Consider the following 14,836-nt stretch of genomic DNA (forward strand, 5'->3'; position numbering starts at 1 on the left):
ACGCGGCGGCTTCACATATTCCGTTTTTATATCACGCGTTGACTCTTCCGCGCCTCTCGCGGTACTGCTTCGGGGTCACGCCGACGGCCTTGTGAAACACCTTCGTGAAATAGCTCTGGTCGTCGAAGCCGCACATTCCCGCGATATCCACTATGCGAACGGTATTGTCGAGCAGCAGCTGCTTGCTTCGCTCGATGCGTACCTCGCGCACGTAGTCGGTCAGACTCATGCCGATCTCCTCCTTGAAGACGGTGGAGATATACGACCGCGAGAGGAAGACCTTTTTCGCCACGTCGTCCAGCGATATTTTTTTCGCGTAGTTGGCGTTGACGTATTCCGTTATCTTATAGACGGCGGTGGAATGCCTTATCCGCGGCAGGTCAAAGGAGTAGTCGATGAACCTGTGCAGCACCCCCGTGACCCACTCGTTCATATCCTCGAAGGAGGTGAAGCGGTCTATGTCGCCGAGATACTTCGTGTTCAGCGCCATGACCTCGCGCATGTCAGCGCCGGAGTCTATAACCGCGCGGGAGAGCACGACCACCAGCTCGATCATCCGCGCCCTTATCTCCGCAAGGTCGAAGTCATTGGAAAAATATATGTGCCCGATCAGCTCGTTCAGTGCGTTCTGCGCGCCGAGCTTGTCATGAGTGAGTATCATCGAGCGCAGCGCCTTTTCCTTTTCGATGGGGTAGTCGACGGCGTATCCGCCGCCGGCGTGCGGAGCTTCACGCATTTCTTTCGCCTCCTCTCGCGATTTTTGTAATTATATCAGATTTTTTGGAAAATTTCAAGGTGCGGGAGGTAAAAAGACGTTCGTCGGATCTTTTATATAAATATTATATTTATGTTGCAAACGGCCGCGGCGTATGTTATAATCGACTTGTATAATCGCCGTTGCGGCGTGGAGGAACGCTATGGAAAAATCACTGAAACTTAAAATAATATCGCTGCTTGCCGCGCTGACGCTGCTCATAGCGGCTGTGTGCGCGCCGTCCGCGGGCGCGGAGCGCTATGAAGCTCCCGCGGCCGTGAAAGAAGCGGTGTCCGGTCATCCTGAACGAAGCGAAGGATCACCCGGATATTCCAACCTTTTGCGTGAGGAAGGGGATTCCTCGCCCGTCGGGCTCGGAATGACAGACCTCGCCCCGACCGAAGACAGCGCTTTCATAGGCGAGGCGGCCGTGCCCGTGTTCGAAACGGCGGTGCGCGGCGGATCCGACGTCTCGGGCGCGACGCCGTGGCGGTATAACTACACCGACGAAAGCTGGACGGCTTATGAAGTCGCGCTCGCCTCCGCGCAGACCGCGGATGAACGCGCCGCCGCCTTCGGGCTCCTCACGCTGCGTAACACCGAGGCCGTCACCACCGGCTTTTTCAGCGGCTGGAACACCGCCGACGTCAACGCCGTCGTAACCGCGAACAGCGGCCGCCTCTGCGACTCCATCGGCGACGGGCTGAACACAGGCAGCGCCTATAACAACGGCGACTTCTCCCGAAACACAATCTTTGAAGCGGGTGACGGCTGGTTCTCCATGACCGCGGCCGCCGACTTCACGGACAAGGCGATGGGCTGGAAGAATATGGACCGCAGCGCGACGCTGAATCCCAACAAGCAGAACGCCGGTGCGGCGTACCCGGAGATGGACGTCTCAGGCCTTTCCTGCGCCGAGGGCATACGCTTCAAGCTTGAGGTCTACGGCCCCGAATACGCCGTGCTCGGAACCGACGCCGTCGAGCGCATCCTGATAGGCCTCTCCAATTGCAACACCATGGTGCGCGAACAGTACGCGCTGAACGTCAAGCCCTCGCAGGTCGGTTCCGACGGATATATCAACATCCCGTTCAGCTGTTTTGAGAAGGCGTTCTGGGGCCACTCCTTCTCGCAGTCCGAGCTTGAGGACGTCATCGTCTTCATCATCGAAGCATACGGCGCCGCCGAAGGCACGACAGTGAAGGTCTCCGACCTGCACGGATATATCACCGCCGCTCCCGTGATCCCACCCGAGCCGCGCGAACCCGGCTTCGCCGAGCCGAAGGCGAGCGAATATGCGGATTCTCACTTCCGCGCCACCGACTTCCGCATTATCAAATTCGACGAGATGTTCCCCGAGGGTTTCACCGGCGACACGAGCTGGGACCCGATGGGCATCGACGATAACGGCATCATATACTTCGGCTACACCGGACGCCGTACCGACCTGATTCCCGACGAAGTGATAGAGGATTTCGCCGTCTTCTCGTATAATCCCGAGACCGACGTCGTCAAATTCCTCGGCACGCTGATCGAAGCGAGCAAGGCGTGCAACAACTACGTCTACGGAGAGGAGATCCCGAAGGGACACACGAAGTTTTACTGCATAGACAACAAGATGTATCTGGCGAGCCAGGGCTTCCACGATTACAAGGATAATATCGACGGCGCGGACGGCTATATGACCAAGCGCGGCGCGCACCTCTATATGTACGACATCGAGAAGGAGATACTGCTTGACCTTTCGGCGTCCTTCCCGGGCGGTGTCTGGTGCGAGCATCAGGGAGTCGTCGCAATCAACTATATGCCGGAGCTGGGCAAGCTCGTCGGCTTCACGCATCCGCTCGCGGACCTCGTCTTCTACGACCTCGCGACCGGCACGGTCGACCGCTTCGTCAACGGTATTCCGTGGTCGCTCGGCAACCCGCTGAGCCGTGAGATAATCGTCAGCGGCGACAGAGTGTATCTCTACCGCGGCGTTGAGGATCCCGGTCAGCGTGCCGAGATCCAGTGGCCGGTTTACTGCTATGACTACGGCGAAAACCGCCTCTATCAGACAGGCGACACGATGAAGGGCGGCTTCTGGAACGGTCAGGCGACGACCTCGGACGGCAAAACGACCTACATCAGCGGCTGCTGCGGATACCTTTACAAGATGGATATGGAGACCGGCAGGGTGACCTTCCTGCGAGATATGGACCTCGACGGCGAGAACGTCATCGGTTATACCTATTCGATCTCGATGTCGCCGGACGAAACGAAGCTGTTCTATATCCCGACGGCGCGAAAGCCCGGCCGCATCTACGAATACGATATAGCGACGAACACCCTCGCCGTCGTCGCGGACGTTCAGCAGAGCGTATACTGCGGCAGCAATATCGTGACGAATGACAACTGGTACTACTTCACCCGCTTCGGCAACAACGGCGACTGGAGCGGCAATCCGAGCCTCGTCGCGTTCAAGCTCGAAGCGTGGGAATGAAGCAACGAAGCCGCTTTTTGATTTAGTAACGGCATAATAAAAACCGCCTCTCGCGAGGCGGTTTTTGATGTTAGATACGTTATTCTTCCATTCTCGAAAACGCCGAGATGATCCCGAGCTTGCCGCTTTCGTAGGTCAGCCCGCCCTGGAGGTAGGCGGTATACGGCGGGCGGAGCGGTCCGTCGCAGGAAAGCTCGATCGACGCGCCCTGCGTGAAGGCGCCCGCCGCCATGACGACGTCGCAGTCGTAACCGGGCATCGCCCAGCCGACCGGCGTGACGAAGGAGTCTATCGGCGAGGCGGCCTGTATCCCCGCGCAGAAGGCGAGCAGCTTGTCCTCCGCGCCGAAGCGGAGCTCCTGCACGATATCCGTGCGCGGAACGTCGAAAGCGGGGAAGGCGTCGTACCCGAGCCGCTGCGCGAGCGCGGCTGCGAAAACCGCGGTCTTCACCGCCTGCGCGACGACGTGCGGCGCGACGAAAAGCCCCTGCAGTATCTCGCGGTTGAAGCCGAAGGTGGCTCCGCATTCCAGCCCTATGCCGGGCGCTGTGAGGCGGTCGGCGCAGAGCTCGATCTGCTTCGCGCCGCCGGCGATGTATCCGCCGCCGCGCGCGATCCCGCCGCCGGGGTTCTTTATCAGCGAGCCCGCCGCGACGTCGGCTCCGACGGCGGTCGGCTCAAGCGTTTCGCAGAATTCGCCGTAGCAGTTGTCGACGATGACCGTGACGTCGGGCGAAAGCCCCTTGACGAATCCGCAGAGCGCCTTTATGTCCGCTATTGACAGCGATTTGCGCGAGGTGTAACCCTTCGAGCGCTGGATGAAGACGGCGGAAGCGCCTCCGATATTTGCTTTTATCGCGTCGAGGTCGGGACTGCCGTCGGGCAGAAGGTCGACCTGCCGGTACTCGACTCCGGCGGAGACCAGCGAGCCGGGGTGGTCGCCGGCGACGGCTTCGCGGAGCGTATCGTAAGGCGCTCCGGTGACGGAGAGCAGAACGTCCCCGCGGTGAAGCAGCCCGAAAAGCGCGGTCGCGATCGCGTGGGTGCCGTTGACGAAGGTGTGGCGCACCAGCGCCGCATCGGTGCCGAAAAGCTTCGCAAAGACGCGGTCGATGACCTCGCGTCCCGCGTCGTCATAGCCGTAGCCGGTGGTGCCTGCGAAGTGGCTGTCGCTGACGCGGCATTCGGAGAAAGCGTCAAGCACACGCCTGCTGTTCTCAAGTGCCGCGGCGTCGATGCGCGCAAACTGTTCCGCGCAGGCGGCTTCCGCGGCCTGCGCTTCTCTTATGACTTTTTCGCTTGTATAAACGCTCATATCTGCGCTCCCGTTTGCGCCGGATGCGCTCCGGCGGTAATTATTTCAAATGTTTGCGAATATATATTGATATTTCGCGACGGAAATGCTATAATCTGTTTCGACTCCAGGAGAGGAGGGGAAACCTTATGCCTATTATGATAAACAACAATTTGCCCGCGGCGAGCACGCTGACGAGCGAAAATATATTCTGGATGGATAACGAGCGCGCCATGGCGCAGGATATCCGTCCGCTCCACATCGCGATTCTCAACCTGATGCCTACGAAGATAACAACCGAAACGCAGCTTCTGCGCCTGCTCTCGAACACTCCGCTGCAGACGGAGATAACGCTGCTTACCGCCGCTTCGCATAAGACGAAGAACACTTCGGCGGAGCATATGCTGGAGTTCTACAAGACCTTCGACGACGTGAAGGATCAGAAGTTCGACGGCCTGATAATCACAGGCGCTCCGGTCGAACGCCTCGAGTTCGAGCAGGTGGACTACTGGGATGAGCTCTGCGCCATTATCGACTGGAGCAAAAAGAACGTGCAGTCCACTCTGTATATCTGCTGGGGCGCGCAGGCGGGGCTTTATCACAGCTACGGCGTCAGAAAGGCGGAGTTGTCGGAAAAGGCGTTCGGCGTCTTCAAGCACTACGTAACCGACCGGCTCTGTCCGCTCGTCCGCGGCTTTGACGACGTCTTTTTCGCGCCGCATTCGCGCTATACCGGCGTGCTGGACGAGGATATCGCGAAGCATCCGGAAATAACCGTTCTCGCGCGCTCGAAGGATCCGACGGTCGGCGTCTACATCGCCGTAGCCAACGGGGGCAGGGAGGTCTACGTTACCGGTCACTCGGAATACGACCGCGAAACGCTCCTGCTCGAATACGAGCGCGATCAGAAGCAGGGGCTCGGCACCGCTATGCCGGAGAATTACTTCAAGCATGGTGACAGCAACCAGGGCATTATGATGAATTGGCGCTCCCACGCGCACCTGCTCTATTCAAACTGGCTGAACTATTACGTCTATCAGGCGACGCCGTACGATCTCAACGAAATCAAGTGATCATTCTTCGGAAGAGGTATTGCTTTCGGCAGCGTCTTCAACCGCCGTTTCGTCTTCAGGACGGGACGGCGTTTTCTTTTTGCGGTAGACGAGGAAGCGCTGCCCGAGGTAGTTGAGCGGCGTGAAGACGCACTGCCCGACGACAATCGAGACGTTGTGGACTGCCTTTTCGCTCGCGTTCGCGTCGCTCATAAGCTTTATCGCGAGCGGCTTCGCTACGCAGAAGGCAATCAGGTAGCAGGCGATGAAGAGCACGTAAAACTTCAGCATATCAGTCCAGAAGTTGCCGTTGCTCCTGAAGGAATATCTTCGGTTGAATACGAAACTCGTCACGCTCGTTATCGCGAAGGGGATGGAGGTCACCCACCAGTACGGCAGGCCGAATACGTTGTTGAGTATGAACTCGAGCCCCATCGTCAGCAGCGTGTTCGAAACGCCGATGATGGTGTAAAAAAGCAGACTCTTATGCAGGATAAGCTCCTTGAGTTTCACCGCTCGACCTCCCTTCGCGCATAATACTCATTATGATATATGTTACCACCGTTCGCGCGTGTTGTCAAGCGCGGCGATTTTTGCACAAACGGTAAAAATACTGTTTACAAAAGCTATTATATATGGTAAAATAATGCTAATATCAGGAGAGTGCGATTTTTCGCGCGAACACTCTGACGGAGGGCAAAGATATGGCAATGCTTGACGATATAAAAGTCGCGGAGGCGAAAGCCGCCGAGCTTAAAGAAACCGCCGCCGCGGAAGCGAAGGAATACGCCGCCGCCGCGGAAGCGAACGCCGCCGCCGCGAGAGAAGCGCTGCTCGAGTCCGCGCGCGGCGAAGTCGTCGCCATGGCGGAGACCGCCGGTAAGGACGCCGCCGCCGAGAGCGAGTCGCGTGTTGCCGCCGGACGCGATGCGGACAAGCGCATCGTCGAAGCCGCGGAAAAGAATATTTCCGCCGCCGTCGACGCCGTCTTCGCACAGCTCGTGAAGTGAAGCGCGCAGCGGGTTTTTCGCAATCACCGACTTATTTTTCAGGAGATAACGCATGCTCGTACCGATGAAAAAAGCGTATATCGCGTGCCTCAGGGATGACCGTGAGGCCTTGCTCAACGCACTCTTTTCCGTCGGCGAGGTAATGCTCATCGAGCGCGACGACAAGGCGCTGAGCGACGCCTCCGCGGAGCTGAAGCTGAGAAACGCCGAGGCGCTGCTGAAGGATATCCGCCCGTACGCGCCGAAGAAGGGGATGTTCACCCCGCGTCCCGAGGTCGACGAGGAGCGTTTCGCCCGCGTCGACGCGGAAACGGTCGAAACGCAGGAGCGTCTGCGCGAGCTCGTCGGCGAGCGCGACGCGCTGAAGGAGGCCGCCGAGGCCGCGAAGAAGTCCGCCGCCGATATCGAGCTCTGGCGCGGGCTGGACGCGGACGCGCTCGACGTCTGCGCCTCCGAATACACCGTGCGCCGCGTCGGTACCGTTCCGGTGTCGAAGGCGGACGCGCTTGCGGAAAAGCTCGCGCCGTTCGCGGAGTTTGAAACGGTCGGCGAAAAGTCCGGCAAACGCGCCGTCCTCGTCGTCTGCGCCGCGGAGGATACCTACGAAACGGAAGCGCTGCTGCGCGAATACGAATTCGAGGAATCCCGCCTGCCGTTTGCCTCCGGCAAAGCGGAGGAGGAATATAACAGGCAGCTCGCCGCGAAAGCGGAGGCGGAAGCCGCCCTCGCCGAGAAGGAGAAGGAGCTCGCCGAGCTTTCGCAAAAGGCGAACGACGTGACGCTGCTCGCGGAGCAGTACCGCGCCGAACGCGACAAGGACGAAGCGCCGCTGGTGCTGACCGACGACGCGGTATATATCGAGGGCTGGGTACGCGCCGACCGCACCGAGAAGGTGACGAAAGCGCTGAAAAAAGTCACAGACTGCGTCGCGGTCGAATTCACAGACCCGGCGGAAGATGAAAAGCCGCCCACCGCGGCGGAAAACAGCAGGTTCGTAAAGCCGTTCGAGAGCATAACGAATATGTTCTCCGCACCCGATCCCTACGAGATCGATCCGAATCCCGTCATGGCGCCGTGGTACTGGATAATCTTCGGTATGATGATGGCGGACGTCGGCTACGGATTCCTGATGATGCTCGGCGCGTGGCTCTTCAAGAAGTTCATGAAGCCGCGCGGAGAGATGGCGAAGCTGGTCAGCGTAATCGGCTTCTCCGGACTGCCCACGGTCGTCTTCGGAGTCGTTTTCGGCAGCTACTTCGGCGCCGAATGGTTCCCGCCGCTGATCGGTTTTTCACTGCTCGACGGCATCCTGCCGGTGCTGCTGATCGCCTGCGGAGTCGGAGTGCTCCACATCTTCACCGGTATGATCGTCAAGGCGGTCGCCGCGTTCAAGGCGGGCGACTGGCAGACGGCGGTCTTCGATAACTTCGCGTGGATGGCGCTGATAAGCGGACTTATCGTCATGGCGCTCAACGTGAAGATCGGCGCGATCATCGCCGGAGCCGCCGCGCTCGTGGTGCTCTTCACCGCGGGGCGAAAGAAGCCGAATGTCGTCGGCAAGCTGACCGGAGGGCTCGGCAGTCTCTACGGCATAACGAGCTACCTGAGCGACATCCTCTCGTATTCGCGTATCCTCGCGCTCTGCATCTCCACCGCCGTCATCGGCTACGTTATGAATATCCTCGCGGGGCTCGTTATGGGAATACCGATAGTCGGCTACGTTTTCGCGGGGCTGGTCTATATCGTCGGCCACCTCTTCAACCTCGCGATGGGACTGCTTTCGGCTTACGTTCACGACAGCCGCCTGCAGTATATTGAGTTCTTCACCCGCTTCTATGAAGGCGGCGGCACGGTCTTCAAGCCGTTCAAACTCGAGACGAAGAACGTGGACGTCGTCCGCAGCGGCGGCAAAGATAATAAAGAATAATTTAAAAAGATATTCAATTCGGAGGTAACACAATGTTTAGCAACGGAACAGTCATCACCATCTTCGGCGCCGCGGTCGCCGCGTTCCTTTCGGGAATGGGCTCCGCGATAGGCGTACGCTCCGGCGGCGTTGCCGCGGCGGGCGTGACCGCGGAAAAGCCCGAGCTTTTCGGTAAGCTGCTGGTTCTCCAGGCGCTGCCCGGAACACAGGGAATATACGGCTTCCTCACCGCCGTTCTCATCCTCGTCCAGAGCGGACTTATGGGCGGCAACGCGAACATCAGCACCGCGCAGGGCTGGGCGTTCTTCTTCGCGGGCCTGCCGATTGGCATCCTCGGCCTTGTTTCCGCCATCTATCAGGGCAAGGTCGCGGTCGCCGCGATCCACATGACCGCCAAGCAGCCGGAGTCCTCCGGTAAGGGCATCACCATGGCGGTCCTCGTCGAGACCTACGCCATACTCGGACTGCTCGTATCCCTGCTGCTCGTCCTCTTCGCGACGAAGGGACTTTGATTCTGATTCGGGAGAAGCAAGATGGGAGCAGAAGCCGTAATCGAAAAAATACTGGCGAGAGCTTCAGCCGAAGCGGACAAGATAAAGTCCGCGGGCAAAGCCGACGCGGATAAGCGCTCCGCCGAAGCGGAGGCCGCCGCGGAGGCCGAGAAGGAAGCGATCCTCGCGCGCGGCAGGGCCGAAGCGGACGCGATAAGATACCGCGAGAAGCTGAAGGCCGAGCTTGACATACGCAAAAACACGCTCGCCGAAAAGCGCGCCCTGCTCGACAGGGTCTACTCCGGCGTGCGCGAAAAGCTCGCGTCGCTGCCGGACGGCGAAAAAGCGGAGCTTTACGCAAAGCTCGCCGCGTCCTTCGGTATGACCGAAAACGTCAAGGTCTACGCCTCCGCCGATATGAAGGCGTTTGCCGAGGCGAACGCCGCCCGCTGGGGCGGCGCCTACGCCGGCGAGATAAAGGGAAGCGGCGGCGTGCTGCTTTCCGGCGAACGCTGCGACGCGGATCTTTCGCTCGACGCGATCGTCGCCGATCTGCGCGAGCGCACCGAGAGCGACGCCGCGCGCATACTCTTCGGAGAATAACTGATTTCAACTGCCGCCGAGGCGGCGGAACGGGAGAAAAATGGCTGATAACTTCGGTATAAAAAGCGGCTACCCTTACGCGGTAGGACGCGTCAGAGCGATGGAGGATTCCGTCTTTTCCCGCGAGCAGTATTCACGGCTGATCGCGGCGGAGAAGGACGGGCGCCTTCGCGTACTCGCCGAAACCGGCTACGGAGCGGGAGCGGAAAAGCAGGAGCTCGAGCCGATGATCGACGCGGAGCTTCGCGGCGTTCACGAACTGATGAACGAGATCGCGCCCGAGCCGGAGCTGACCGACCTTTTCTTTCACGAATACGACGCGCACAATCTGAAAGCGCTGCTCAAAGCGCGCATCGTCGGCGCGGACGCGGACGGCATACTGCTCTCCTGCGGCGTCTTCGACGTCGAGGTGCTGAAGGTATGCGTTTCCGCGGATGAATACTCCATGCTCGGCGCGGCGTTCGAGCCGCTCGAGAAGCTCGAGGGCGTGACAGATCCCGGCGAGATAAGCCGCGCGGTCGACTCCGCCGTATACGCGCACATCTTCGCGACGCTGAAGAAGCGCAAGGCGCCCGCGCTCGAGGAATTCTTCAAGCTGAAGGCGGGCTTCACCAACGCGCTGACGCGCATGCGCGGCAGGGCGCTCGGCCTTTCGGAAGAGGCCGTCGCGAAGCTGCTCATCTCCGGCGGCTTCGAGGAGCCGGGGGCGGAAGGCGGCGTGCGCGAGTTCGAGCGCGCCTGCTCGCAGAAGCTCAACGCCTGCCTGCGCGATTCGCGCTCCGATCCGTTCGGACCGGCCGCGCTCGGCAGCTACGTCAATGACAAACAGAACGAAGCGCGCAATATCAGGATCATCTTCGCCGGAGGCGGCGAGGAAGATATCGATTTTTAACTGGAGGTAAGCGATGGACGCCGAAAGAACGAAAATAGCCGCTGTTGGCGACCTTGCCTCCGTGCTGCTTTTCAACGCGCTGGGCATAACCGCCGTCGGCGCGGATACTCCGCAGGACGCGGAGCGCGAGATAACGCGGCTCGTTTCCGAGGGGTATTCCGTCATATTCGTGACGGAAAAGACCGCCGCGGGCGTGCCCGAGCTTATCAGTAAGTATAAATCGCAAACCTTCCCCGCGATCATCCCGATCCCCGACAAGGACGGCAGCGACGGCAGCGGCCTTCGCGCCATTCAGGCGAACGTGGAGAAAGCGGTCGGAAAGAACATATTTTGAGGTGGCAGGATGAACGAACTTGAACACGGCACCATAATCAAAGTAGCGGGCCCGCTTATCGTAGCGTCCGGCATGAGAAACTGCCAGATGTACGACGTCGTGCGCGTCAGCGAAAAGAAGCTCATCGGCGAAATAATCGAGCTGCGCGGCGACCGCGCCTCGATACAGGTATACGAGGAGACCGCGGGGCTCGGCCCCGGCGAGCCCGTGTATTTCACCGGCGAGCCGCTTTCCGTCGAGCTCGCGCCCGGACTCATCGAGGGCATCTACGACGGCATCCAGCGTCCGCTCGAGGTCATATATAAGCTCACCGGCGACAGGATTCAGCGCGGCACGAGCGTCGACGTTCTCGACCGCGAGCGCAGGTGGAACTTCGTTCCCGCCGCGAAGGTCGGTGAAACGCTGACCGGCGGCGACGTGCTCGGCACGGTCGTCGAGACCGCGGCGGTCACGCAGAAGATAATGGTCCCGCCGAACGTCGGCGGCGAGCTGACCTGGCTCCGCGAAGCGGGCGAAGCGACCGTCACCGACGTAGTCGCGAAGATACGCACCGCCGACGGCGAAGAGAAGGAGCTTACGATGCTCCAGCGCTGGCCCGTCCGCGTGCGCCGTCCCTACGCGAGCAAGCTGACCCCCAACGAGCCGATGGTAACCGGTCAGCGCGTCATCGACACCCTCTTCCCGATAGCGAAGGGCGGCATCGCGGCGATCCCCGGTCCCTTCGGCTCGGGCAAGACCGTCGTCCAGCATCAGCTCGCGAAGTGGGCGGACGCTGACATCATCGTCTACATCGGCTGCGGCGAACGCGGCAATGAAATGACCGACGTTCTCAAGGAGTTCCCCGAGCTGAACGACCCGCGCACGGGGCTGCCGATAATGAAGCGCACGGTGCTTATCGCCAACACCTCCGATATGCCCGTCGCGGCGCGCGAAGCGTCTATTTACACCGGAATAACGATCGCGGAATACTTCCGCGACATGGGATATAAAGTAGCTATAATGGCGGACTCCACTTCGCGCTGGGCGGAAGCGCTGCGCGAGATGTCCGGCCGTCTTGAAGAAATGCCCGGCGAAGAGGGTTACCCCGCGTACCTCTCCTCGCGCCTTGCGGAGTTCTACGAGCGCGCCGGATTCGTCCGCTGCATCGGCAAAGAAGAACGCTACGGAGCGATAAGCGCGATCGGCGCGGTTTCGCCTCCCGGCGGCGACATTTCCGAGCCGGTCTCGCAGGCGACTCTGCGTATAGTCAAGGTCTTCTGGTGCCTGAGCGCGCAGCTCGCGTACAAGCGCCATTTCCCCGCGATAGACTGGCTGCGCAGCTACTCGCTCTATAACGACAACGTCCACGCCTACTTCGACAAGGCGGTCGCGCCGGACTGGTCGAAGAATGTGGCGCAGGCCGTCTCGCTGCTTCAGCAGGAGTCCGAGTTGGACGAGGTCGTCCGTCTCGTCGGCGTCGATGCGCTGGGTGAAAGGGACCGTCTTACGCTCGAATGCGCGCGCTCCATACGCGAGGATTTCCTGCATCAGATCGCCTTCCACGAGGTCGACACCTTTACCTCTCCGAAGAAGCAGCATGATATGCTCGCGATGATCCTGCTCTGGTACGAGCTGGGGCTTCGCGCGCTTGAGAACGGCGTTTCCTTCTCCCGCGTCACGTCTATGGCGTGTCTTGAGGATATCGGCAGAATGAAGTACGTGCCGGAGAACGAGTGGGAACAGGCCGCCGCAAATACCGAAAAAGAGCTTCGCCGCGAATTCGCGGAATTGAGATAAGCGCGGAACGGAGGAAGTTATGCAGAAGGAATACAAGACCATAACCGAGGTCGTCGGGCCGATAATGGTCGTCGAGGGCGTTGAAGGCGTAAAATACGACGAGCTCGTCCACATCAAACAGGCGGACGGGAATATCCGCGTCGGCAAGGTGCTGGAGATCGACGGCGACAGAGCGATGGTGCAGCTTTTCGAGAGCTCGCAGGGGCTCCGCGTCGCGGAGAGCAAGGCGAAGTTCCTCGGCCACGGCACGACGCTTTCCGTCAGCCGCGATATGCTCGGCAGAGTTTTCGACGGCATGGGGCGCTCCATTGACGACGGCCCCGAGATAATCCCCGAGAAGAAGCTCGACATAAACGGCTCGCCGATGAACCCCGCGGCTCGCGACTATCCGGCGGAGTTCATACAGACCGGCATCTCCGCGATCGACGGACTGAACACCCTCGTCCGCGGGCAGAAGCTGCCCATTTTCAGCGGAAGCGGCCTGCCTCACGCGAAGATCGCGGCGCAGATCGCCCGTCAGGGCAAGGTGCTCGGCAGCAACGAGAAGTTCGCCGTCGTCTTCGCCGCCATCGGCATCACGTTCGAGGAGGCGCAGTTCTTCATCGACGACTTCCGCCGCACCGGTTCTATCGAACGCTCGGTGCTTTTCATGAATCTCGCCAACGACCCGGCGGTCGAGCGTATCGCGACTCCGCGAATGGCGATAACCTGCGCGGAATATCTCGCCTACGAGCTCGGTATGCACGTGCTCGTCATAATGACCGACATAACCAACTACGCGGAAGCGCTCCGCGAAGTTTCCGCCGCGCGCAAGGAAGTTCCCGGCCGCCGCGGCTACCCCGGCTATCTCTACACCGACCTCGCGTCGATGTACGAAAGAGCGGGCAGGATCAACGGCAACAAGGGCTCGATCACCCAGATCCCGATCCTGACCATGCCGGAGGACGACAAGACCCACCCGATCCCCGACCTTACGGGCTACATCACGGAGGGGCAGATCATCCTTTCGCGCGAGCTTTACTACAACGGCGTAACGCCGCCGATCGACGTCCTGCCTTCCTTGAGCAGACTCAAAGACAAGGGCATCGGCAAGGGCAAGACCCGCGAGGACCACGCGGACACGATGAATCAGCTCTTCTCCGCCTACGCCCGCGGCAAGGACGCGAAGGAGCTGGCGGTCATCCTCGGCGAATCCGCGCTTTCCGAAATGGATAAGCTTTACGCGAAGTTCGCCGTCGAGTTCGAGAAGCGCTACGTTTCGCAGGGCTACGAGACCGACCGCAGCATAGAAGAAACGCTGGATATCGGCTGGGAGCTGCTCGGCATCCTGCCGCGCACCGAGCTGAAGCGTATCCGCACCGAATACCTCGATAAATACTATCACGAAGCGAAAAACTGATTAACGGAGACCGGAAATGGCGAAGCTGATAAATCCCACGCGGATGGAGCTGAACAAGTACAAAAGGCGTGTCAAGACCGCTGTCAGGGGGCATAAGCTCCTGAAAGACAAGCAGGACGAAATGGCGCGTCAGTTCATGCTGCACATAAAGCGGAATATGGAGCTTCGCCGCAAGGTCGAGGAAAAACTCGCGAAGGTCATGGCGGAGTCCTCCTCCGCTGCAGCCCGCATGGGCAGCAGCGCGGTGCGCGAGGCGCTGCTCGTGCCGGCGCGTTCCGCGAAGGTGTCGCTGACCGTCAAGAACATAATGAGCGTCAACGTTCCGTCCCTCCGCTACGAGGGCGGCGACGAGGAAACGCAGCTGCCTTACGGCTTCGCGTTCTCCTCCGGCGCGCTGGACGGCGCGGTCATGACGCTCGCCGACCTGCTTCCGGACCTCATCGAGCTCGCGGGCGTCGAGAAGACCTGCGATATGCTCGCCGAGGAGATGGAGAAGACCCGCCGCCGCGTCAACGCGCTCGAGTTCGTCATGATCCCCGAGATGAACGAAGCCATCAAGTATATCTCGATGAAGCTCGAAGATAACGAGCGCAGCAACATCACCCGCCTGATGAAGATCAAAGACCAGAAGCTCAAAAAAGAAGCGGCGGGGAAATAAGCGGCGAATAAGAGGGGAATATAAGTAATGGAAAAGAAAAGTGTAATAACAAGAGTCGTTTCAATCCTTATCGCGGCGGCGATGCTATTCGCTATACTGCCGATAGGGATTGTTTCGGTATCGGCAAGTGAACAGGCAACAAGTTTTACAATACGTGATACGGC

Annotated in this window: 14 protein-coding genes; 11 read left to right on the forward strand and 3 right to left on the reverse strand. The window is 59.9% G+C overall.

Annotation, left to right across the window (positions count from 1 at the left end):
- Positions 1-31: 31 nt before the first annotated feature.
- Positions 32-736, reverse strand: a complete 705-nt coding sequence (locus IJL83_03030; GenBank protein ID MBQ6552573.1) for a helix-turn-helix transcriptional regulator — start codon at positions 734-736, stop codon at positions 32-34.
- Positions 737-917: 181 nt separating this feature from the next.
- On the opposite strand from IJL83_03030, the gene IJL83_03035 reads away from it, so the two are divergent.
- Complete coding sequence (locus tag IJL83_03035; GenBank protein MBQ6552574.1) at positions 918-3,236, forward strand: hypothetical protein; 2,319 nt, start codon at positions 918-920, stop codon at positions 3,234-3,236.
- A gap of 79 nt (positions 3,237-3,315) precedes the next feature.
- On the opposite strand, the gene IJL83_03040 is transcribed toward IJL83_03035, so the two are convergent.
- Positions 3,316-4,551 (reverse strand): methionine gamma-lyase family protein, encoded by a 1,236-nt coding sequence (locus tag IJL83_03040; protein ID MBQ6552575.1) that lies wholly within the window; start codon positions 4,549-4,551, stop codon positions 3,316-3,318.
- Between the two features lie 128 nt (positions 4,552-4,679).
- On the opposite strand from IJL83_03040, the gene metA reads away from it, so the two are divergent.
- Positions 4,680-5,603: a homoserine O-succinyltransferase gene (gene metA, locus IJL83_03045; protein ID MBQ6552576.1), complete on the forward strand. Its 924-nt coding sequence runs from the start codon at positions 4,680-4,682 to the stop codon at positions 5,601-5,603.
- Here the strand turns inward: metA and IJL83_03050 are convergent, their stop codons facing one another.
- Entirely contained in the window at positions 5,604-6,095 is a 492-nt protein-coding gene (locus IJL83_03050; protein ID MBQ6552577.1) for a GtrA family protein, read from the reverse strand.
- Between the two features lie 191 nt (positions 6,096-6,286).
- Between IJL83_03050 and IJL83_03055 the strand changes: the two genes are divergently transcribed.
- The 9 genes from IJL83_03055 to IJL83_03095 are packed head-to-tail and all read left to right on the forward strand — an operon-like array spanning position 6,287 to position 14,672.
- Positions 6,287-6,592: a hypothetical protein gene (locus IJL83_03055; GenBank protein ID MBQ6552578.1), complete on the forward strand. Its 306-nt coding sequence runs from the start codon at positions 6,287-6,289 to the stop codon at positions 6,590-6,592.
- Positions 6,593-6,644: 52 nt separating this feature from the next.
- Positions 6,645-8,519, forward strand: a complete 1,875-nt coding sequence (locus IJL83_03060) for a V-type ATP synthase subunit I (protein MBQ6552579.1) — start codon at positions 6,645-6,647, stop codon at positions 8,517-8,519.
- Positions 8,520-8,551: 32 nt separating this feature from the next.
- Positions 8,552-9,031, forward strand: a complete 480-nt coding sequence (locus IJL83_03065; GenBank protein ID MBQ6552580.1) for a V-type ATP synthase subunit K — start codon at positions 8,552-8,554, stop codon at positions 9,029-9,031.
- 21 nt (positions 9,032-9,052) lie between these two features.
- Positions 9,053-9,613, forward strand: coding sequence for a hypothetical protein (locus tag IJL83_03070; GenBank protein ID MBQ6552581.1), 561 nt, complete (start codon positions 9,053-9,055; stop codon positions 9,611-9,613).
- A gap of 40 nt (positions 9,614-9,653) precedes the next feature.
- Positions 9,654-10,505 (forward strand): V-type ATPase subunit, encoded by an 852-nt coding sequence (locus IJL83_03075; protein ID MBQ6552582.1) that lies wholly within the window; start codon positions 9,654-9,656, stop codon positions 10,503-10,505.
- 13 nt (positions 10,506-10,518) lie between these two features.
- Positions 10,519-10,839: a V-type ATP synthase subunit F gene (locus IJL83_03080; GenBank protein MBQ6552583.1), complete on the forward strand. Its 321-nt coding sequence runs from the start codon at positions 10,519-10,521 to the stop codon at positions 10,837-10,839.
- Between the two features lie 9 nt (positions 10,840-10,848).
- Positions 10,849-12,615, forward strand: coding sequence for a V-type ATP synthase subunit A (locus IJL83_03085; protein ID MBQ6552584.1), 1,767 nt, complete (start codon positions 10,849-10,851; stop codon positions 12,613-12,615).
- 19 nt (positions 12,616-12,634) lie between these two features.
- Positions 12,635-14,014, forward strand: a complete 1,380-nt coding sequence (locus tag IJL83_03090; protein MBQ6552585.1) for a V-type ATP synthase subunit B — start codon at positions 12,635-12,637, stop codon at positions 14,012-14,014.
- Positions 14,015-14,030: 16 nt separating this feature from the next.
- Positions 14,031-14,672 carry a V-type ATP synthase subunit D gene (locus IJL83_03095; protein MBQ6552586.1) on the forward strand — a complete coding sequence of 214 codons (642 nt, stop codon included), beginning with the start codon at positions 14,031-14,033 and terminating at the stop codon, positions 14,670-14,672.
- The last annotated feature ends 164 nt before the right edge of the window (positions 14,673-14,836 follow it).

This window comes from Clostridia bacterium, assembly GCA_017438525.1.
Taxonomy (GTDB): Bacteria; Bacillota; Clostridia; order Oscillospirales; family RGIG8002; genus RGIG8002.